Source organism: Maritimibacter sp. 55A14 (genome assembly GCF_003122205.1).
Classification (GTDB): domain Bacteria; phylum Pseudomonadota; class Alphaproteobacteria; order Rhodobacterales; family Rhodobacteraceae; genus QEYE01.
Genome location: NZ_QEYE01000002.1, coordinates 248,145 through 270,292, shown reverse-complemented (window position 1 = coordinate 270,292; position 22,148 = coordinate 248,145). Strand labels below are relative to the sequence as shown.

The following is a 22,148-nucleotide window of genomic DNA, read 5'->3' as shown; positions in this document are numbered from 1 at the left end:
ATGGCGACGCTACGCTGCGGCACCGCCTCTGCGCCGAACGGCTGCTCTGGGCCGACCTTGCTGGTGGCGAGTGTCACTGGCCCCGTCCCCGTTGCTGCACCACTGCGGGTCGGCGTGGAGCCCGGATCGGGCGCTCGTTCAACGCGCGGCATTGGTGACGGTGGCGACCTGATTGCGCATGCCCGATGAGATCGAATATAGAAACGCTGAGGACCGCCGGAGGCAATCGTGTCAGACACACCTTTCGAGAAGGCGTCAACTTCAGGTCGGGCCGTTGCGGCGGCAGCCTATAAAGCGTTTCAAGGTCGCCGGAAGGTGCTTCGGATCCATCATGGCGAAGAGAGTTTCACAGACATCCTCCGTTGCGAAGACAGCCCGGTTGAAGGATGGACGAGCTATTCGTCACTGACACTGCATCGATCCCGGAACCTTGTTGACGGACAGGACATCAGCGTTGAGATTGCTGGTGTCTGTGGCAATGAGATCAGTGGTTTCGCCGAGGCTATCGCTGACGCCTGCGAGGCGGTTCGGAAGGGCAATTGGTTCGCCGCGCCCGAGATCCTTTTTGCCGATGTATTTGGCGATCGCATCCCGGACACGCGGTTTCCGCACCTGCTGCTTTGTCCACCCTATCCCTGGAAGGGGCTGTCACGTATCGAGTTGCCAGACGGCGGGACGGTCCATTGGCTGATGGCATTCCCTATCAGCGAAAGCGAGAGACAGTTTTTCCTGCGTGCAGGTTTCGACCAGTTGGAAAGTATCTTCCTGGAACGGCAGACGGAATACTTCGACCTGGCAAGACAGTCAGAAGTGTGAGGATGTTGGCGTCGGGGCAGGCATTCGTCGCAACCGCCGGATGTCAGGGGGGCGCTGCAGCGGGTGCGAAGGTCCATTTCACATGGCCGCGCCGCGGCGTTTCTCAATCTGGTCCTTGATGGATTGGGCGATGTGCGGCCACAAGAACGCTCGCATCAAGCGGCAGGATTGTCCGCGCGATCGTCGGCATTGCCCAACCAGAAATACTGCGCGATGCACGAATGGCCGTTTCGAGGAAGCCGCACAGCGGCATGCCATCGAAGTCGAGCGGCCGGTCAGGGCCGTTCGGCGGAACAAGTTTGTCATCTCTGAAAATCACCCCCAAAAGTGATCGTAGTGAAACTGCAGGCAGGTTTTGGAGACCTTGTCCTCCACTAGAATGTCCCTAAGGGCCATGTAATCCGGGTCCGTCAGTCGCTGCGAAACACACACCTTACGTGTGTCCGGGTCGATCGAAATCAGCCCGTCGTCAAACAGCTTGTGTATATCACGTCGGAGGAGGAGGCCGTTTTCGGGCCGATCCCTGGCGGGGTGTCCGGTTGCGTAAGGAACAATGTGGGCAGCCTCCAAGACGAAAACCTCAGTGGTGCCGGTTATTGCGCATTTATGCGGTCTCAATGAGAGCAGATTGTTCCTGAACGCCGCCTGAAACTGTCGAACCACGACACCGCGCAGCGCCGTGGTTTCTTCGATCGGCACTATGTTTTCTGGATCAAAGGGGGCGTCCGAAATGCCGTTTAGTTCAGAAATCTGACGCGTCTTTCTTTCCGCCGCTGTGAGGAGCAGTGAAATCGTGTCTTGGGTCACCGGCCAAATCCGCGAATGATTGAAGCCGCGTATCTTGCCAATCATTTCGTCGGCGTTCCGGTGCTCTTCGAGAACCTCATTGCCGACAGGATGGGGAAAGAAATGCACGTCGGCGACTGTCGCGTGCCGCTCTGCGTCGGGTGGTCCGAATTCCACGATCGCGCTCAGACCGTTCCCGCGTTCTCCATCTTTCGTCACTTCGTGGAACCAGATTAGGCTTCGGAAGCCTTTCGCGATCATCGGCTCTCCGAATCGAAAGTCGCTGACGAAGGTCGGAATCACTGCCTCTCTGCCACACCAAGCCTCGATCGTCTGCGGAACACCCGGTTCACCGAACAGCTCGGGTGATGTCGACTTGATCAGGAACCGAACTTCCTGTGCGTCAAAAGCGTGCGCGGCGGCAGAACCATTCCTAATGCGCAGTTCAGCGGCCGCGACCACATCCTGTTCAAATTTGTTGGAATGTCTCAGGACAATAGCCTCATAGCTCTGCTGCGGATCGACGTCCTCGAAGCCCGCGGAACCTTTCAGGACCCGCCGTGAAATGACGCTGATGGCGCCATCTGATGAGATATCCCGTGGTTCATAGCCGAGGTTTCTTTTCAGCCCCCTTTCGGCTCGGGCATCCTGCCAGTGTCGTAGTACTGCAGCTAGGTCGCGATCAATCTCGTCATCGCTCTCTGCGAGCTTGTCCAGTATCTCGGACATAAAAACTCCTCCCTTTCCCTCACTTTCTCACGACTCTTCGACAAGCGCCACGCGTTGTCCTATGCTCTCGTAACATCATGCTTTGCGAGGAAGTCTGAATGTCTATTCATGCCTGCGTTGCTGATTATATTGATCGCTGCCGGACGAAAGCACGAGAAGAAATCTTGTTTTTTTCGAGCCAGCCGAACCTATCAGACGCGATCATGATGGCTGCAAACTGCCGGCGCGCTGATGGGAAGCGACACCCTCACCAGCGTCGAATCCCTAACAGGGTCCTCGGTGAAGCCGAACGCCAACTACTCGCAAACTCGGAATCGATTTCGGCTGCGCAAGATTTCGATGCGCTACTCGTAGTCGTCAATCACACAATCAGGTCCATCCGCGGTATTGGTGAACTTACTGTGTATGACACCGCGCACCGAATTGGTGCCTTTCTGGGTCTTGCACCTGAGAAGGTCTACCTACATGCGGGCGCGCGGACCGGAGCCGCAGGGCTCGGGTTCTCCGGAAAAATGATTGAAAAAGATCAACTTCCCGCCGCGTTTGCGCCGCTGACTGCGGCAGAGATCGAGGACTGTCTCTGCATCTATAAAGACAAGCTGTGCGGAGTTGGCCTCGGTTCTTCCGTTTGTGCCGGCCGGGTCAGGATATCAGCCTGTTCGCCGAACCCAAGGCATCGACGCCGCGCCTGCTAAGTGCCTTTCGAGAATATCCCTGGCCCACCTGACCAAAGGCTGACATTTGCAAGTTCATGCCGTCTTCATGAAATTGAACACTTGAAATGTGTGCCTCTGCTGCGGCGAAGCATGAATGGCAGATTTGGGGAAGCTGCACCGCAGCGTTTGACGCCTTCCTAAACTTCCGCTCTGGGCCTATTCCGTTGAAAAACTCCGCAAACCGAAAATCGCCTCGAAAACTTGGAGCAATGTTCCTACAGATCGACCTGGAGGAAACAGAATTTGCGAAATGGCGCAACTGCGGGATGATGTTCTGCCGATCTGCCCGTTCTCGGCCAGACACCGACTTTTTCAACAGAATCGGCCGGTTGCGTCTGGCTGACCCGCCGCGAGTGCGGAGGGCCTGCCGTACTGCAGGAGAAGTCCTTTCTCCATGCGAAGATTCTCCGAGCAGGCGCAGCGACATGCGCTTGTCTGCTGGGCAGCGATCTGGGGTTGCAGTTCTGGTGACACGAATGCGTAGCAGCGTGGACCCAGTGGCGGCGATCCCCTGTGGGTGGGGAGGATCGCCGCGCTCGTCATGAAATGACACACTCCCACCACTCACTAAACCCACTCCCTTCACTCGTGACGCAGATAATTCTAGCCACCCGGCGTGGCGAGACGCTGGCGTCATACTGTCTTCAATGCGGAAAGATTTGGTCACCTTCGGCGCGAGCCTGCGGCGGGCGCGCTCCGTTCTTGGGGTCGTCCGCTCGTGTGCGCGGCACCGCAACGTGTGACCGGACGAACCCGATCTGCGCCAGAGGACCAAGCAGGTCGCTATCGTCCGTGGATGTATTGGACAGTGGCGAATATCGGCCGGCCGCATCTGGCGTATCCGTGCGGCATCATATTGCGTTTCACGCTCGTTGCGCATACGCGTAAACAGCGTTTCGAGAGAGTTCACGTAAAAGCAGGCCACGGCAGAGTATGGGAAGAAATGAACGGGCCGGATCGAAGCCGGTCTTTCTTGTGCCGTTCCTAGCCGCTCTGTCAGGCTCTTGCGGCCTTGCGTATGAGATCATTCTGGCGCGGCTGTTTTCGAACTATTTCGGCGACAATTTCCTGATGAGCGGCATCATTCTGAGTGGTGTCTTCTTCGGCGTGGCGTTTGGCGCTTGGCAGAGCGGCCGGTTTTCCTGGTCCCTGGCGGGAATTGAGATCACGATCGGGCTCTACGCGTTTGGCATGGTGACGGCATTCTCGTACTGGGGATTTGCGATCGTGAGCCTCGGCGCCGCGCCGCTTGTCAACGCCACAAAACTCATCCTGCTGCTCGGGCTGCCCTCCTTTCTGATCGGCACCTGCGTGCCGTTATTCTCCGCCTATGCGCGCAATTCTGCGCAACCGGATGGCGCGGTCTTCACGCGAATTTACGGGCTCTACAATCTGGGCGCCTTTCTGAGTCTTCTGGTCATCGAGTTTGCATTGATCCGCCACGCCGGGCTGCAGGTGACCGGGTATGTCATCGCCGGGCTGAACCTGATGATTGGCGCGGGCTTGTTGTGGTCGCGGGCGGCACCACCGCTATCCCGGCCCGTCGAGAAAGCCGCACCATATGTCTGGCGCCTGCTCATGGCGCTTTTTCTGGCGAGCCTGGCGAGCGGCGTGTTCCAGCTGTTCGTGCTGCGTTTGTCTTTCTCGGTATTCGGTCCGTTGAATGAGAACTTCGCGATCACACTGGCTTCTGCCATCGCCGGGATCGCCCTGGGCGCATGGATCGCCCTTCGGGGGAGGATCGTCTTCCAGGACGTGTTGCTCATGATCTCGGCGGCGCTGTTGATTTTCCTCGTCTTTGTGCCCGCTTTCATTGACGTTTGGGGGCGCGTCAGGGACGCAAGCAGCAGCGACACTTTCGAACTTGTCGCGAAGGTCGTTTTGCTCGGGGGTTTCCCGTTGCCCGTCTTCATTCTGTTCGGCAGTCTCGTGCCGCTCGCGGCAAGAGCCCATCCCGGAGATCCGGTCGCCTTGTCCGGTCCGCTTCTGGCGGTTTCAAGTTTCGGCAATGGTGCCGGCGTTTTGGTAATGTACTGCCTGCTCCATCCCTATCTGCCGCTGCCCATGATCGCGGTCGTTCTCGTGGGGCTTTCGGCATCCGCCTGGCTCCTTGCCGTCGGTAAGCGTCCAAGGCTTGCAACTATGCTCGGGGCGGCCTGTATCGGCGCCACTCTGATCTTCGCCGGGGTCAGGAACTGGCCCGGGGTCGAACTGCTTCTGGGCTATCGCGTTCTGGCCTCGCGGGAACAACTCGACCATGGTTTGAAGACTTACCGATCCTCCGACACATACCGAGCATTCGATCAAAGCGCTTCAGTGGTGTCGTTCAACGACGGCACGCAAGCCCTGCTCTTCAATGGCTATCGGAGCCTGACCTTCGGGCCAAATAGCAAGTCCGAATTGCATGAGGTGACCGTTGGGGCCACGCCGGCTATGTTTAGCGGTCGAACGGGCACCGCGCTCGTGCTGGGCCTGGGGACCGGCATCACCGCCGGGGCGACCGCGCGGATCTTCGATCACACACGCGTCGTAGAGATCAATCCAGCCATTTTCGAGATCCCGAAACACTTTTCCTCGGAGAACCGCGGGATCATGACACGCGGTTCGGCCGAGATCATCCTGGATGACGGGATCAGCATGCTCATGCAGGACGACCACGTATACGACGCCATCGTAAACACGGTCACCAGTCCGCGATATTATTCAGCCTCGAAACTCTACACGCGGGACTTTTACGACATTGTCAAAACCCGGCTTGCGGATCATGGCGTCTACTCCGGCTGGTTCGACCTGACGATCGATCAGGATGGCATCTCGATCATGCTGAACACGCTGGAGGCCAGCTTCGAACATTGCCGATATTTCGTTCTGAGTTCGAGCTATTTCAATGCGGTCTGCAGCGATGCCCCGCTCATCTATCGCTCAACGACGGCACTCGGCGATCGGCTGGCGGGACAAGGCTTTGACGAGATGTTTCGCAAGTATGGCTTCCCCGACGGTTTCGGCCGGACGATGTCGGCGCTGGAAGTGAGTTTTTCGGACGGGTTCTTCGCGAGAAACTCGGCGATTCTGAACACGCTCGACCTGCCTGCCATCGAGTTCGTTGTGGCGCGCCAACCCGACAAGCACAGGACCGGCGAGATCTTGGCCCAGACCATCCTGGCGAATATCGAGTTTCAACGGAAATCGTCCTTCGGCAACCGCCAATGGCGGGCGAACTGCCGAACGATCTCGCGCATGAGCCAGCTGGCGTTCAAGGGATGCTGACTTCGCCACGCCCGGCGCGCAACCTGCGGGGCACCCCGGCCCGACGCCGTGCCGCAAAGGTGGGCGCATCAATGGATGTGCAAAAGCGCGATCACATTGGGTCCCATGGGCGAAGGTCTTCGCGGCCTTCGGGGAAGTCCCGATTTCCCGTCATGTTGGCAGTTTCGGGGCAAAGGGGTAGCAATTGTTGCCATCGTATTGGCTCGACGCAATGCGCCCCGCGTTCAGCGCGGCCGTGTAGGTGCAGTGATACCGGATACGCTCGGTGCGGAAACCGATCGTGACATATCGTCCGTTTATGTAGTGTTGGACGGGCACACGGTTGGTTGAGATGCGCTCATATGTCCAGATCGCCTTCGAACCGTCGCGGCTGTCCGGCGGGCCAATGACGGACACCACCTGATCCAAGGGCTTGCCGTCAAATTGTGTCAAGCGCGCTTCCCGGTTCTCTTTCGTCTCACCACAGGCCGCGAGGAAGAGACAAGGCAAGGCAATTGTAACTGCGCATATAGATTTCATTCTATTGTTCCGATCCGATCACAAAGGGAGGTTTCGTCAATTTCCGGGGTGAACCAGATATAGTCAAAATCGGTGAGCGGCCCCGTTATGACCTGTTGGGGCGCGGCTTCGAAGGTCTGGAGCGATTGAGCCGACTCTTTGAGTGCGATGACGACGGTATCTTGGGTTGGCAAATGTTTCGGGATGCCGACATTTTTTCTGACATGCGCGGACCCGACCACCAGTACGATCCCGTCGCGGTGATGCTTTTTTGCTTTTAGGATTTCGGCCATATGCGCATCGCGGGCCATTTGGATGCGTGCCAGTTCCCTAGCGCGCTCGGGCTCGATCAGATTGCAATGCGCCTTGGACATCTGCGCCTCGTAATAGGCGAGACTGGGCGATGTCAGTTCAGCCTCGGAAATCTCGCGCGTCGCCACCGCGTTCTGCTCGACCTCATTGAGGTCGGCGCCTACGATCTCGGCCTTTGTGGCAAAGGCTACATCGAAGACCGGCTGATAGAAGCTCCAGGCCGGCCAATTGCTGTCGTACCATTTCAAGGGCACTGCGAGCCCAAGCGCGTATTCGGGATTGTCACGCCGGTAGCCGCTGACGATGCTGTCCTGCGCCTCGCTCAGCATCTCGAATGCGATCGTGGGATAACGTCCGGCCTCTGCAAGAGCGCCGATGACGAAGGCCTCGCGCCCCTGATGCGCCGCGCGACCATGGCGCTCGCCAATGAGAATATAGGCTTTCGACTGAATGCCTTCGAGCATCGTGCCAAACGCAACGAATTGCTCATTCGAGACATCCCAGATCTGACCTGCAAGCGGATTTGCCTCGTCGGCCTGAAGCGGCAATGCGATGCCGATCAAAAGGCAGAGGCAATGCATCAAGGTCTTCATGGCAGGGACTCATAAGCTTTCGTGAATCCGATGAGGGATATCTGCGGATTTACCTTGGTCCGGCCGGCGTCGAAAAACGTGACGGACAGGGTTCGACCCCGTTTGAGCGCGGCGAGCAAGGATTGCGAGAGTTTGATCCCGGCGTGACACCCGTCGGCATTGCAGATCTCGAAGGGCCGCAATGTGGGGGACCGTCCGTCGATCTGATACTGCCAACCGGTGTTGAGCAGAATGCCCAACGGAAAGCTCAGAAGCATCGTCGGCTCGTCCCCCTTGAAGACCTTGACCTGCAGGATGAGACGCTTGCTCGCGACCTGAACCACCGACTGCGCCATTCGGCAGGGCTGCGCCTGGTCGCAGGCGACGCGCCAGTCGTCGAAGACCGCTGCGTCACCCGCAATCTGTTCCTGCGCGTGCACGGATTGGACGGGGGCCAGGAGAAGGAAAAATGCCAAAAACAACCGCGCGCTCAAATATTTCATCTTTCTCGTTAGCCCAAGTTGGTTTATCCGGCCTTAAGTTGTCTATCTGTTTTCAGGAGTTTTTTGCCAGATGCAAGGTGTGATTTCCGGTTCCTTGCGCCATCCAAACCGTTTCTCGAATGCGGCATTTCATCTCGCGGCTAGTACGTTTTTGGTCGTGGTTGTCACCGTCGGTTCGGTGGCCGCCCAGTCTGTGGTGCCCGATGGCGGTACGGCCACGACCGTCAACTTGTCTCCTTCAGGTCAGATCAATGTCGGGATTGCGCCCGCGGATGCGTCATCCATCAGCCACAACACTTACACCGATTTCTCCGTGCCCGCCTCAGGCGTGACGCTTGATAACTCCGTGGTTGCGGCTGGGACCATTCTCAATGAGGTGACGTCAGCCAAGGTGACCACCATAGCCGGGGAACTGAGCGTCGTCGGCCCCACGGCAGATGTGATTGTGGCCAACCCAAACGGCATTACCGTGAATGGCGGGCGGTTTCAGAACACGCGAAATGTGGCCCTGACTACCGGGACATTAAGCCGGAATGCGGCAGGGGAAGTGCTCGCCTCTGTTGGGGCAGGCGACATCACAATTGAGGCCGGCGGGCTGAGCGGCACCATGGAAGAGCTCGCGCTGATCTCGCAATCCTTGCGTGTCGATGGGCCGGTCGGTTTCGATGCGATCGACGGTGCGTCGCATGTCAACATCATCGCGGGCGATGGCCGTGTCAGTTTCGATGCGAGCCGCGGCGGCGCGCTGCCCTGGGCGCTGGTGACCGACCAGGGGATGGACGCATCGAATGCGATCCTGGTCGACATCACCCGACAGGGCTCGCTGTCCGCCGGGCGGATCAGCGTGGCGGTGACCGATGCCGGTGCCGGGGTGCGCTTTGCCGGCGATCAGATGGCTTCGGCCGGCGGATTTCGTTTGCGGAGCGACGGACGGATCGAGCTTTCAGAGGCGCGCATCCAGGCCAACGGTTCGGTGAACATCAACGCAGGCTCGGCAGAGTTGACCTCCTCGGATACGCGGCGGGCCGAGATCATCTCCGATCAGAGCGGGGTGGTTCTCGATCTCAAGGCGGGGAACCTGGATCTGGGTGCATCCAGGCTGTCAGGGGCCGCCATCGCGTCGGACAATCTGGCGTCTTCCGGGGGCGTCACTTTGCTGGTGGATGGCGAGATCCGGACCAAGACATTGCCTTCGGGGCAGGGTGCGGCATTGAACTCTCCCGGCAGCCATGTGGTCCTGACAGCCGGTGGTGAGGTGGCGTTTGACGGGCTTTCGATAGACACCGCTGGTGATTTCCGGCTTGCGGCCAATGACGTCATCTCGCTTGAGGATGTGCAGGGGAGTGTCGGTGAGGATTTTCGGGTACTGAGCGACGCGTCGCTCAGCTTCGACGCCTCCGTGATTGCCGCTCAGAGCGACATTCGGCTCGACGCCGCAGCGCTACGGTTCGGGGCCGAGAGCGAAAGCCAGCCGCGCACCGAACTCGTGGCCACAAGCGGCGGGTTCCTGGCCAAGACCCGTTCCGGGGACGTCCGAAACTATGGCAGCCTGCTACAGGGCAACGTGGCGTCGGCGGGCGATGCGGAGTCCTTGGGCGGAATGACACTTATCTCTGCAGGCGGGATCCTGAACGAAAGCCTGTCGGTGCGACGTCTGGCCGTGGCCTTTGGGGCAGCGGATGATCTGCACGTCACGGCCGGTGGCGATATAGTGAACAGAACCGGGCGCCTCTTTTCCAATGCCGCGATCACGATCTCAACTCAGGCCGACATCGTCAATGAAACCGCGTTCACAGAGGACACCACGCCCTACACCATCTCTCGGACGAAGGGCGGGCGCCTTCTTGGCAGCCTGTTTCTGAAGCGCTCGCGCAAACTCGATGTCTTCGCCGATTATGGCGAGCGGGAGATCGACGGCGAGCAATCCTTCATCCTGGGGGTGGGCGATGTCAGTCTTCAGGCCAGATCGATCCGCAGTATTGGCGCGGATATTACCGGCGCCAGGGTCGATATTGTGGCAGTGGACGAGTTCACCAATGAATCGCGCCAGGTGGGACGGCTGAAATTTTCACAAAGCTGCAAGCTGTTCTGCAAGACCTCGGGCTTTTCCAACCTGCGAACGGTTGGCGGCAACGTGACGGGGTCTGACCGCGTATCGATCGCCGCCGGTCAAGAGATCACAAGCGTCGCCGGCCGGATCGATGGTGCCAACGGTGTCTCGATTACCGCGCCCGTCACCCGGTTCATTCCGATCTTGACCGCGGCCTTTATCGATCAGAAGGGCGGTGTCGGTCGCCTGGTCGGCAGCCGGGCCGCATTTCTCGTAAGCAATTATGAATTCGGTGCGCTGCGTTCTCCGGCCGGGACCATTACCATCAACGGCGACGTCGTGCTGGGCGGCACGAACGTTTTTTCCGGTGGCGAGTTGATCGTCAACGGAACCCGCATTGAATCGGACATTTCGACCGAGCAGCAGATCATCGGCCGCCAGCCCATCGGGCTATTCTGGAATGTGTTCTAGCACAGGTGCTCTTGCGCAGACTCATATCGGCGGCGCTTCTGCTGCTCGCGGTCGGATCCGGTCTGCATGCGCAGGAGCAGGACCCGGGCCGCCGGATTCTCGAGGAGCAACGCCGCCGGGAACGTCTCGAAGAACTCGAACGCGCGCAAGCCGGTCAGGAAGTGGTCGCGCCTGAGGCAAAGGGAGTTGTGCGTGAAGAGGTCTGTTTTCCGATAGATGAGATCGTGTTGACGGGCGTCACCGTCCTGAAGCCGCGGGTTCTGGAGCCCATCGTGGCCGAATTCTCGGGCCGGTGCCTCGGTCAGGCCAGTATCGGTCATCTCTTGCAGCGGATTTCGGGCGCCTATGCCGACAAGGGATACATCACCACACGCGCTTATGTGCCGGCCCAGGACATCAGTTCCCGCGAGCTCAGAATCGACGTGCTGGAGGGGCGGATCGAGGCCTTCGTCTACACCCAGCTCGACAAGGACGGACAACCGAGGAAAAGCCCGCAGCGCAAGATCTTGTCGGCCTTTCCGGCGCGTGCGGGGGATGTGTTTCAACTGCGCGATGTCGAGCATGGGCTGGAGCAGATCAACCGATTGGCATCCTCCCAGGCCAATGCCAATCTGACGGCCGGAACGGCGCCGGGGACCAGCCGGGTGGTGGTCACCGAGCAGAAGGTGGATACGGTTCGCGGCACAGTCGGTATCGACAACCAAGGTGCGGATGAGAGCGGCGAGACGCAGATCCGCCTCGGGCTGGAAGCCGACGATCTGTTGAGGCTCAATGACACCTACACCCTTTCCTATTCCGGGGCGGAGAACAGCAATGCGCTTGCACTCAGCATGTCGGTGCCGTTCCGGAAATGGCTATTCTCCGCGAACGCGTCCTATTCGGAAGCCCTGACCAATCTGTCCCCCACGTCCGATCTGTTTACGCAGACGGCCAATCTCGGTCTACGCGCTGAGCGCCTCATCATGCGCGACGCCCGCTCGAAATATTATGTCTATGGCGCGCTCAGCAGTTACTGGAACGAGCGGTTCGTCAATATCGCGGCGCTCACACCGCAGCATCGTTCGGCCTGGCGCATCGGGTTCCGACATGAACACCGGTTGGAGAAAGCGGTCATCGCTGCCGACACGGCGCTTTCATTCGGGGCGGGGTTTCTCGGCGCCGACCGCGATCCCGCCGTGCCGGTGCCGGGCGCGCCGCAAGCCGAATACACCGCCCTCGAGATTCGCATCAATTACATTCGCCCCCTGGAGAATGGACGCCAATTCTCGCTCGCGGTCATCGGGCAGATCGCGGACGCGCCACTTTTCTCCAACGAACAGCTCGCCATCGGCGGCTGGAATTCTGTGCGGGGCTATAACGGGTTTGATGTCTCGGGCGACAGCGGATTCTTCCTGCGGTCCGAATATCGGTTCAAGGCCAGCCCGCTCGATCTCCGCGATTGGGGCAAGGCGTTCAAGACGGCAGGAAACTGGACTCCATTGAGGAATGCGCAAGGTGGCGTCAGCCCATATCTCTTCGCCGATATGGGCCATGTCTATTCCCGGGCGACGCGCACAGCCGCATATATGGTGAGCATTGGCGCCGGCTTGACCGCGCGATTGGGGAAGACAACCCTGAGTGGCTCGCTGGCCATGCCTTTGCGGAATGAGAATGGGCAGACGGCTGGTGAGGTTCAGGCGCTTCTCTCCTTGTCGGCGAAGCTATTTTAGGTGCTGCGTGCGGCATATTGTCGGCTCTTTTCACGTCCGGTAGGTAAAAGTCGCAGAATCACTCTTATTTATCAATCTACTGGGGGTGGAGTCCGGGGAGATTATCGGCGATCACGAAACGATCAAGAACCGATGACGAAGCCGTGAAAAAAACCTCGCATCGGATCGAAAATCCGGTTTAAGGTGACTCGGCGCGTCAGCGCGCGACACTCAGGGGTTGAGGTAATCAGGGGAAATCGGGGCAGGTGGTTTCGGGAAATGTTTTTGGCAAGTGCGCTCTCGCACTGAGCTTCGCGGCCTTTATCTACCAATCCGCGCACGCGCAAGAAGGCCAGGATCAGCTTGCGTCCGGGCTCTCTGCGCTCAATGGCCAGGACTACGGTGCTGCATCCGAGTATTTTGCGGATGCGTTCAAGGCCGGTCAGGCGGATGGCGCGTTCTACCTGGGTCGTATGCTTGAGCTGGGTCTAGGGAGCGCGCCCGATCTCAAGGCAGCGATTGCGCTCTACCTCGCCGGCAGCGCCAAAGCCTCTGCGCCGGCGAAGAACCGTCTGGGCGTTCTGCACATCCAAGGCACCGGGGTCTTGCAGGACTTCGAGCAAGGCGCGCAGCTGATTTGCGAGGCGGCCGAATTGGGAGACCCCAATGGCGCATATAATTGCGCGAGCCTTCTGCTGGAGGGCAAGGGCGTCGGCCAGGACGAGGCGGCAGCCTATGACTGGTTTAAGACAGCGTCCGATCTGGGCCATCTCGGGGCCAGGAACGAATATGCCAACGCACTCATCGAAGGCAAATATGTCGAGCAAGACATTCCAGGTGCGGTGCAACTCTTCCAGCAGACCGCCGCGGAAGGCAATCCGGTCGGACTATATTCGCTGGGCCAGGCCTTTGCGGTCGGGATTGGCGTCGACCAGAGCCTCGTGAAGGCGCATTCCTATTTCAACCTTGCCGCGGCGCTCAATCATCCGCTGGCGGCGGAGGCGCGGGCGCGCCTTGAGCCGGACATGTCCGACGAAGACATCCGCGCAGCCCAGCAATTGGCCAAGGCCTGGCGCCCGAACGCGCCAGAGCAAGAAAAAGAATAGTCGCTGCCGATCCGCGGCAGGGCATAAGGATACCAAGGGGTGCGGACGGCTTGTGGGGGCGTCCGGTAGACAGTGAGGGCGAGGGTCGTGATTACTACTGATATGCGCGCGAAGCGTAGATTTGTCAGGACATGCAAGTCCGCTGTCGCGGTTCTCTCGTCTGCGTCAATTCTCCTGTCCAGCGTCACACAGACCTTTGCCCAGACATTGCTGATCGGTGATCCGTCGGCGCCGGGTACCGGGTTTCTGCAAACGAGCAACGGCACGCCGCAAGTTGATATCGCAACCCCGCAAAGCGGTGTCTCGGTCAACAAGTTCAGCGAGTTCAACGTTGGCGCGGAAGGGCTCATTCTGAACAATTCCACGTCGGCGGGTGTGAGCGTCATCGGGCAGAATGTCACCGCCAATCCCAATCTGGTGTCCGGGCCCGCTACCACGATCGTCAATGAGGTAACCTCGGCTGCCCCGTCAGCGCTTGCCGGCACCACCGAAGTGTTCGGCCAATCCGCCGCGGTCATCATAGCCAATCCCAACGGGATTGCCTGCAACGGCTGTTCCTTCCTGAATTCCACGAGTTCGGTCCTGACCACCGGCGCGCCGTCCGTGAATGGCTCCGACGTGGATCTCCTGGTCACTGAGGGCACAGTGACGATCGGGCCAAACGGTTTCAGTGCGGGGCAACAGGCCGGTGTTCTGGGTCGGCATGTGATTGTAACCGGCCCGGTCTCGACGGATGCCCAGGACCCGGCCAACAGCCTGGTGATCGCAGGCGGCGCGCAGCAGGCGACGGCGCTGGATTTCAGCCAGCTCTCGAATTCATCGATCGTTGCCGCGCCTAGCCTGGTCGCGAAGACCTCGCCCTTTGCGGTCGATGCGAGCGAGGCGGGCACCCTGACCGGGGGAGAAGTGCGGGTTCTCGGACTCGAGACCGACCAGGGCGTCAATATCTACGGCGACGTTGACGGCAATACGCTGCAAGCGGTTTCGGCTGGTGACCTGTTCTACAAGGACGTGACGGTCGCCTTGGGTGCCACCCTGCAAGGGCAGGCCATCCGTCAGTATGGCGATCTGACCGCTACCCGGGATGTCACCATCAGCGGTGACAGTTTCACGCTCTATGACGGTCGGAAACTGATCACTGGTCACCATGTCAACGGCTCCGGTGAGCTGGAAGGTAAGATCGCCATCACTGTCGATGATTTCGCGGTCATTGCCGGCGAGGTGTCGGGCGCAGAGATAACCGTCGATATCGCCAACGGGTCGCTCACCAATAACGGCTTCTTGCTTTCCGATGGCGAGTTGACGGTTGTGGCGGGCGACAGTGTTCTGCAGCAGCGCAAGATCGCCACCGAGTACGACATCTATTACGACCCGGTCCTGCAGAACTATCTCGATGCCTATTACGCGCAACTCCTCGACGGCGGCGAGGCTGCCGATCTGGCCGCGGAACTGATCGCCCGCGCCGGCGCGCATGAGATCATCGCCGAGTATATCGATGACGGTGCGACGGCGAGCGGCACGAATGTCTCGGTGACGGCCAGCACCGGCGATTTCGTCAATACCGGTGGGGCGATTGCAGCCACCAACAATGTGGTGCTGACGGCGGGCATCGACATTATCAACGAGTTCCTTGCGCTCAAAAGCCGGCTTGGTGCCGAGGATGGTTGCGCGGCTCAGGACTGCGGCTACCGCACTGATTTTCACGCCGGCGAGCTCTTGGCCGGCAATGATCTGAGCCTTGTTGCCGGGCGCAATATCGAAAACCGCGCCAGCGACATGGCCGCCGCCCAGAATATGTCCCTGACCGCCGGGCAGGACGTGATCAACTCGCTGAAAACCTCGAATTTCGAGGCCAGCGAATATGTTGCGGTGGAGCTGGTCGGGCCGCGCATCGTCTATAGCGGCAAGGAATACTCCATAGAGTCATTCGCCTATGATCAGGAATACACGGCGAATGATCTTTATTTCGAGGAAAAGAACATCCTTTCGCCGGCTCGAATTGCCACGCTCTACGGCAATGTCGATATCGCGGCGGGCAGCGATTTCATCTCCCAGGCCTCCGAGATCTCGTCCGGGGCAGATCTGACGATCAACGCCGCGGGCCAGGCGATTTTCACCAGTTATGTCGATGACGAGCGCAAATTCATCGAGCGTGTGCGGCGAGAGGCAAACGAGACCTGTACCGGTGGCGATACCGGGACCTGCACCAAGAGCATCATCAACATCACGACTGTTGACGAAAGTTTCGCCTTGGCCACCGCGACCTCCAATCTCGTGGGGCGCTCGGTCAGTGTTACATCCGGGGAAAACCTGACTATTCTCGGGGCTCGTTTCCTGGCGGCGGTCGATCTCGACCTGCAATCCACGACAAAATCGGTTCTGATCGATTCCACCGATCTGCCTGATACGATCGCGCTCGACCGCACGCAGGGGGTCGAGTTTGTGGAACTCACCGATGATCTCGTCGGTCAGATATTCCGCCCCGCCGATTTCGATCAACAGCACGCGGCCTACGGCGTGACCTACGCCACCCTGATCGGGAACGCGGGTGTGGCCGATGCCGCCAGAGACGATGTCGCCACGGATGCGGTGGGTGCCATCCTCGGAGAGGCGGTTCAGGCTTGGCGCCTGGGGCATGACGATCCCAGCACCTCTACGGTCTCGGAGTATCTTTCGCTTTTGCAGACCGATGCGGCGCGTCGTGAGGCGGTGGCCCAATCCCTTCTCTTCGCGGTTGCGACTGCCCTGGAGACGCAAGGAGAAGCCGCGACCGGCAGTCTGGCGACGGGCCTCGATGAATACGCGATGCTGCAGCAACTGATCACGGACGACGCGTCTGCTGCGGCACTCGATACCGCCGCCCTGGCGCTCCTCGATGCACTCCTTCCACAGATCTTGAGCCAAACGCAAAGTCTCGAGGCATCACTGCCCTCGGCGGCCGATCTCCCGAGCCTCACATCGCAATACATAGCGGCCCAGGAAAGCATCCTTCTCGATGAAATCATCGCCGAGTTGTCCTCAGTCGTTCCCACCGATGGTGCGCCTGAGAGCACGACCGCTTTTGAGCAAATTTCCGTTGATCAAGGCTTCATGCAGGCGTTGGCTGCAAGGATTGCCGATACGATGGCCCAGGATATGGGCCGCGCCCCACTCTTCGGCGCGCCGGACGAGAACGGGGTTTACGCCGATGCCGATCAGTTGATCGATATCGAAAGCGACGCGGCCCTGCAGCGTCTGGTTCTGGAGCTTTCGCTCATCCTGTCGCCCGGCAATCCGGATACGATTCCCACCGCCACGGAGCTCTCCACGCTCGTGACCGGCGGCACCTCGACCGAGCACAATATACTCAAGATTTCCGAGAAGTTGTCGGAGTTTGCCGCGCTTGCGGTCAATGCCGTGGCAAGCACCATTGATGAACGTGATCGCGTGGCACAAGCCGAAGCCGTCCTGGCCCTGGATGCGACCGGGTTGAGCGTCGATACCGCGCTGACGGACGCGCTTGTCGCGGCCGTGGCGGGCTCGTTCGACACGCAAGCCGCCGCCAATTACCAGGCCGCGTTCGAGCAAAACTCCACAGACTTCGCCTCGCTTCTGGCCGACAACAAGCTTTTGACCGCTGTTGAGGCCCTGCGGCGCGCGCAATCCGGCGCGGATATCAAGGATGCAGCGCGGTCGGTCGGAGTGCAATCCTTCGTCTCGCTCATCGACAGCGACACGCTCACCACTCTCAAGGCGGATGCCAGCACCGCGGTCGATGATCTGCATGGAACATTCGGCACGCAGGTCGATGCGCTCAATGGTGAAATTTCGACCTATCATTCCGACGTGCGGGATCAGCTCGGCACGTTGACCGATCTGCTCACAGCTCCGGATGCGACCGTGCAGGCGGCAATGCAGCCCGCACTCGATCAGGTTCAGGCCGACTATGATGCCGCGGTCGCATCCGCCGATCAGGCCTATCAGGATCAACTGGCCGCCAACGAGGCCGAGTATGGACCGCTTCTGACCACGCAGGAATGGGTGTTCACGGGTGCCGGCAAATGCGGCTGCGGCGGCTATTGGACCACGGTTCCGAACCAGTACTACGTCGACCTGAAGGATGCGGCGGACGCGCAGGCACTCGATACGTATGACACCGCACTCACTGACGCGGAAACGCAAAGACTGCTTGAGGTGGCCAGTGTCGAGGCCGCGTATACTGATCCCGGTCTTCAGGCCCAGATCGACACGCTCCAGTCTGATTACGACACGCAGATGGCGTCCTACGCGTCTCAGAAAACTGCGATTTTTGACACGCTCAATACGCAAATCACTGCCGCTGTCAGCAAGATTCAGTTGGCACTCGCAGAGCAGGCGTCGCAGGACGAACTCCGCGCCAACGTGATGGCGGTTGGTACGGTTGATCCCGGCGCGCCAAGCCTGGCGGCGGCGCTCTCGGATCAAGAATTCCCCGATCTGGGCCAGATCGGGACGTTGCAGGCCAATGCCCTTGGTGTGGTAGAAAACGTACCCGATGGTCAAAGCTCCGGGAACGCCCTGATCTCTGGCGATACGGTCGAGCAGAATGCATTCCTCGATGCTACTGCATGGCGTTTTGCCACCCACCGCGCCTTGGAGCAATTGTCAGCAACACCAAGAACGGTGCTGATGGCTGATGGCGACCTGACGACCACCGCGGCCGAAGATATCTATCTTGTCGGAGAGACGGCCCTGGCCGCCGTCGATGATCTGACGCTTGATGCAGGCCGCCGGATTGGCCTGCTCGGGGCGATCAACTCCAATTTCCGTCTCAACATGGGCAACGGCACCCGTGAGACCGGTTATTTCGAAGAGCAGCAGGTCACGGTCCGTCAGCTCGTCTGGGACGGCTGCGGCAAGGATTGCGGCGGGTACATCTATGTCGATGTACCGGTCACCGAGAATGTCTGGGTGTCCACAGGGACCGAGGCCTATGACGACCTGGCCTACGATTCCTTCGTCGAGATCGGCGAGACCTTGCAGTTCGGGACCCTGATGCGGGATGTCTATCTTGCCGAGGTTCCGACCCTTGACGCCGGGACCGATGAGATCGACTGGCTCAATTATGCGCGGCAGACAGGGCTATACGATCTGACCTCCACATCCGTTTCTGCCGGGCGCGATCTGGTCCTGAATTCCGGCGGCGACATCCTGAATTTCGGCGGCTCGCTGCTTTCCGGCGAGAACATGATCCTCACCGCGGCAACCGACATCCGCAACGAGGCGCTGCGGCACAATTTCACGCTGACACCGGAACACGGATGCGTGGGCTATGGCTGCGGTCGCCAAGGCCACGAGTACAAGGCGGCCGAGATGCTCTCCGGCTCGGGGATTCTCATGTCGGCCGGCGGCGACATCGACAACAACGGCAGCGTGATCGGCGCCGCCGGCAGCATTCTGGCCGATGCGCAGGGCAATATCGTCAACAGCTCGCTGACAAGCCAGTATCTCTATCACTATGTGAGCGACTCTAGCCTCTTCGGCCTCAAGCGTCGCAAGGAGATCCTGCATCGCGCGGTGATCAGCGAAGGTACGATCAATACGCAATACGGCGACATCACCCTTGAGGCGGGAAACGACATACGCAGCGAAGGTGCCAAGATTTCGTCGGGCGGGGACGTCACGTTTGCTGCCGTCAACGACATCATTCTGGAAGCCAAGGCCGAGGAGCTTGCCAATTACCGCAAGAAGAGCGGATTTGCTGGCCTGAGCTATGGGGTCACCCGAACCTACTGGAATGAATTTGAGACCGCCTTCAGCCAGATCGAGGGCAACAACATCTCCCTCGATGCCGGGCGCGATGCGACGGGGATCGGCGCGCTCCTGTTCTCCGGTGGCGACATCGATGTCGTCGCTGGCGAGGACATCACCTTCGACGCCCATCAGAACAACCGTTATCTGATCACCAAGGGCTGGTCCTTGGGCATCAGCTTCGGCGGCAGCGCCATCATCGAGGCGCTCATCCAGGGCGATGATGTGTTGGAGGCCTATGTCGCCACGAACCCGACGCTCGCAGCGGTACACAAGCTGGCGACGGCAGAAAACAAATGGCAAACAGTCTTTGGAGTTGCTGGACTAGTATACCACGGCGTCGGGCTGTCATCTTCAATCAAAGAACGTATTGAGCGTGAGCGAATCCGAAACCGTGATCCTGACTATACATTTAGCCAAGCACTTCTCACAGAGCTGAACCCGTTTGACTGGTTAAACGGCAATGGGATCTTTAACTCTCAGGGCGAAGATGTTCGCGACGAGAGCCGAGTTGTTAACAAAGGTGGATACCTGAATGGCATCAAGGTCCGGTTGGGATTTTTTAGATCACGGCGAGACTGGACCGAAAGCTATGTCAGCCAATTGATAGCAGGTCGAGATTTATGGCTCGAAGCCGGCAAAGATATGTCCCTTGTGGGTGGCACAATAGCTTCTGCAGACGAAGATACCGTTCTGTCTGCAGGAGAGAATATACTTGTAGCTGCTCTCGCCGACACAGACAGGTCTAGCTCTTCGGGTTGGGGTTTGTCGCTGGGCTTTACCCAAGGGGGCCTAACGTTCGGTGCTGATTTTAACCGCTCTACCGGCCAATCCCGGCTTTACACCAACGCCACCATCACTGCCGGCGATGACCTGGATGTAGTTTCAGGACTCGACACGGTGTTTATGGGGGCCAACGCACTTGCGCGCAAAATCTTCATGGATGTGGGCCAGGATCTGATTGTTCAATCTCGGCAAAATACGAACCAGTCGGATAGTTTTGGTTTCAGTTTTTCCACTGATGGAGCCTTTTCTGTAAGTTTTGTCGATGCAGATCGCACCTACACCGACACGCCGACCACCATCGTCGCTCAGGATCGTCTGAGTATCCACACAGCCCGCGATACATACCTACTGGGAGCTATGCTTAGCTCCGATATTGGAAATTTGGAGTTGAATACCGGTAGCTTCATTTTCGATAATTATTATGACAGCGATGTGTCGGAATCCGGTGGATTTGATGCCTCAACTGGCGGTCGTCTAAGTGAGATCGATTTGCGAAATGCAGACTTCGCTCCGTCATATGCCTATAGTAATACACAGGGCGTTACCTATGCGACCGTAGGCGCGGGGAGAATTGTTGTACGTGATCATGCAGATTTCGACTTTGGTGCGCTCAACCGTGACACCGACAATGTGCAGCGTGTAATCTCACACGACTACTTCGAGATCGACCTTCCGGGGGTTAACCTCAGTCGCTGGATTCAGCAGGCTGAAGATACTGTCGATCTAATTAATTTCGCGACGGCCAGAGTTCCTGATATCGTCAAAGCCGATGGAGATTTTGCCGTAGTAGCCTATCGCAATGGCGTTCTTTCTGGGCAAATAAAACCCAGCAAGTTCAGGAGCCTCTTGCGATTTTTCGATGATTACAATCGGGCCTATAGAGATGCTCTGGCTTTAGGGTTGACCACAGGAGAGGCAGAAGACGCTGCGTTCCAGGCAGTGGGAATCCCTCGAGAGTTTAGGGGCTTGCCTTCCGGTTCTTTGTCGGAATTAAGCTTTCTTGACTCGGATCAATTTCAGGCTCTAACCGATCAACTCGGTCTCTGCAATGATGAGAGCGGTTGCATCGATTCACTATTGGATGCTTATAAAGCAATCTCGCTAACGCAACAAACTGCTTACGCGACTTGTTTGCTTCAGCCCAGTACGGACTGTTCTCAGTACCGAAACCGCATTGTTGACGCTGAAACAAAGTTAAAGCTGTTCGAAGCACAAGCTTTCGCTGAGGGATTGAACCCGCGGGACCATCCGTTTCTCAGCGCTGTATTTGCATTGCAGGTTGATGGCAGGACCTTGATCCGCGACAGCATGAACAGGGATAATTTAGTTCAGTTTGCAGAGAGCCAGTGTTCGGGTGTTGAATCAATAGCATGTATACGTGCGTTTGAGTTGCACCAGGTTGCGACTGAAAAAGACCAGCTTATGCAAATGGCGGGAGTTGCATTGGAGTTTCTTCCGGTGTCGGGCACGTTGATCGCTGCGTACTCCTGTGCAGCTGACGCTAGTCTGTCCACATGCGCCGATATCATTCTATCCCTCACCCCGGGTGCGGGTAAAGTTATTGGGGCAGGCGCAAAGGTTGTTGTTAGGAAAGGTGATAAGTTCATTGACATCGGAGGAGCAAAGGCTTCAAAGGGTGGAGCTACAATTACACAAAACCGTAAGCGGCATCTGCAGGCTGTAGATGATGCAAACGTTGAGTTCGAAGCAAACGGCTTAAGTGTTCAGACCGAGGTAACTTTGCGAAGCTGTGACGGAACCAGGTGCCGCGCGGATCATGTGATCACTGGTCAGCCGGGGCAAAGGAGTACTCCGGTTCCAGAAGGTTTCAAAGCCTATGACTTAGATGGCAACCTACTTGACGAAATTCCGCTTGGCTCAAACGACAAGGGCATCGCTATTATCGAAACAAAGACTGGCAAGGCGGAACTTTCTAGAAATCAAACAATTGGATATAATGAAGTCGATCAGGGAGCGGTTTCAGGGGTTGGCAATAATGCGCTTAGAGCAGGTGTGTTAGGTGTTCTTTCTCCAGACACACCTGTGGTAATAATCCGACCACAGTAACTGGAATTGATT

The 22,148-nt window shown here is 58.5% G+C and carries 11 protein-coding genes; 7 read left to right on the top strand and 4 right to left on the bottom strand.

The genetic code is table 11. The features are described 5' to 3' along the window. The first annotated feature begins 228 nt into the window (after positions 1–228). On the top strand, positions 229–816 hold the full coding sequence (locus DDZ14_RS02830; RefSeq protein ID WP_158275448.1) for a suppressor of fused domain protein: 588 nt from the start codon (positions 229–231) through the stop codon (positions 814–816). 315 nt (positions 817–1,131) lie between these two features. Here DDZ14_RS02830 and DDZ14_RS02825 read toward each other — a convergent pair whose 3' ends face one another. Then, positions 1,132–2,331: an HNH endonuclease gene (locus DDZ14_RS02825; RefSeq protein ID WP_109423420.1), complete on the bottom strand. Its 1,200-nt coding sequence runs from the start codon at positions 2,329–2,331 to the stop codon at positions 1,132–1,134. A gap of 98 nt (positions 2,332–2,429) precedes the next feature. Here DDZ14_RS02825 and DDZ14_RS19295 point away from each other — a divergent pair, with 98 nt between their 5' ends. After that, complete coding sequence (locus DDZ14_RS19295; RefSeq protein ID WP_146193069.1) at positions 2,430–3,026, top strand: hypothetical protein; 597 nt, start codon at positions 2,430–2,432, stop codon at positions 3,024–3,026. 954 nt (positions 3,027–3,980) lie between these two features. After that, positions 3,981–6,314, top strand: coding sequence for a hypothetical protein (locus DDZ14_RS02820; protein ID WP_109423419.1), 2,334 nt, complete (start codon positions 3,981–3,983; stop codon positions 6,312–6,314). Between the two features lie 150 nt (positions 6,315–6,464). Here the strand turns inward: DDZ14_RS02820 and DDZ14_RS02815 are convergent, their stop codons facing one another. From DDZ14_RS02815 to DDZ14_RS02805, 3 genes are all read right to left on the bottom strand, one after another. Next, positions 6,465–6,746: a hypothetical protein gene (locus DDZ14_RS02815; protein WP_146193068.1), complete on the bottom strand. Its 282-nt coding sequence runs from the start codon at positions 6,744–6,746 to the stop codon at positions 6,465–6,467. A gap of 83 nt (positions 6,747–6,829) precedes the next feature. Then, the gene (locus DDZ14_RS02810) at positions 6,830–7,717 is read right to left on the bottom strand and encodes a ChaN family lipoprotein (RefSeq protein WP_109423417.1); all 888 of its coding nucleotides are present in this window, start codon (positions 7,715–7,717) and stop codon (positions 6,830–6,832) included. Continuing rightward, positions 7,714–8,199, bottom strand: a complete 486-nt coding sequence (locus DDZ14_RS02805) for an invasion associated locus B family protein (RefSeq protein ID WP_109423416.1) — start codon at positions 8,197–8,199, stop codon at positions 7,714–7,716. Before DDZ14_RS02805 ends, DDZ14_RS02810 begins: the two co-directional genes overlap by 4 nt. Before the next feature lie 70 nt (positions 8,200–8,269). Between DDZ14_RS02805 and DDZ14_RS02800 the strand changes: the two genes are divergently transcribed. From DDZ14_RS02800 to DDZ14_RS02785, 4 genes are all read left to right on the top strand, one after another. Continuing rightward, positions 8,270–10,720, top strand: a complete 2,451-nt coding sequence (locus DDZ14_RS02800; RefSeq protein WP_109423415.1) for a filamentous hemagglutinin N-terminal domain-containing protein — start codon at positions 8,270–8,272, stop codon at positions 10,718–10,720. Between the two features lie 11 nt (positions 10,721–10,731). Next, entirely contained in the window at positions 10,732–12,429 is a 1,698-nt protein-coding gene (locus DDZ14_RS02795; RefSeq protein ID WP_146193067.1) for a ShlB/FhaC/HecB family hemolysin secretion/activation protein, read from the top strand. 245 nt (positions 12,430–12,674) lie between these two features. Beyond that, a complete protein-coding gene (locus tag DDZ14_RS02790) occupies positions 12,675–13,514 on the top strand; it encodes a tetratricopeptide repeat protein (RefSeq protein ID WP_109423413.1) in 840 nt (279 codons plus the stop codon). A gap of 87 nt (positions 13,515–13,601) precedes the next feature. Continuing rightward, on the top strand, positions 13,602–22,136 hold the full coding sequence (locus tag DDZ14_RS02785) for a hemagglutinin repeat-containing protein (RefSeq protein ID WP_146193066.1): 8,535 nt from the start codon (positions 13,602–13,604) through the stop codon (positions 22,134–22,136). The last annotated feature ends 12 nt before the right edge of the window (positions 22,137–22,148 follow it).

Coding starts and splice junctions, on each gene's coding strand:
- DDZ14_RS02805 (WP_109423416.1), bottom strand. CDS start 8,199: ATGAAATATTTGAGCGCGCGGTTGTTTTTGGCATTTTTCCTTCTCCTG.
- DDZ14_RS02825 (WP_109423420.1), bottom strand. CDS start 2,331: ATGTCCGAGATACTGGACAAGCTCGCAGAGAGCGATGACGAGATTGAT.
- DDZ14_RS02810 (WP_109423417.1), bottom strand. CDS start 7,717: ATGAAGACCTTGATGCATTGCCTCTGCCTTTTGATCGGCATCGCATTG.
- DDZ14_RS02800 (WP_109423415.1), top strand. CDS start 8,270: ATGCAAGGTGTGATTTCCGGTTCCTTGCGCCATCCAAACCGTTTCTCG.
- DDZ14_RS19295 (WP_146193069.1), top strand. CDS start 2,430: ATGTCTATTCATGCCTGCGTTGCTGATTATATTGATCGCTGCCGGACG.
- DDZ14_RS02820 (WP_109423419.1), top strand. CDS start 3,981: ATGGGAAGAAATGAACGGGCCGGATCGAAGCCGGTCTTTCTTGTGCCG.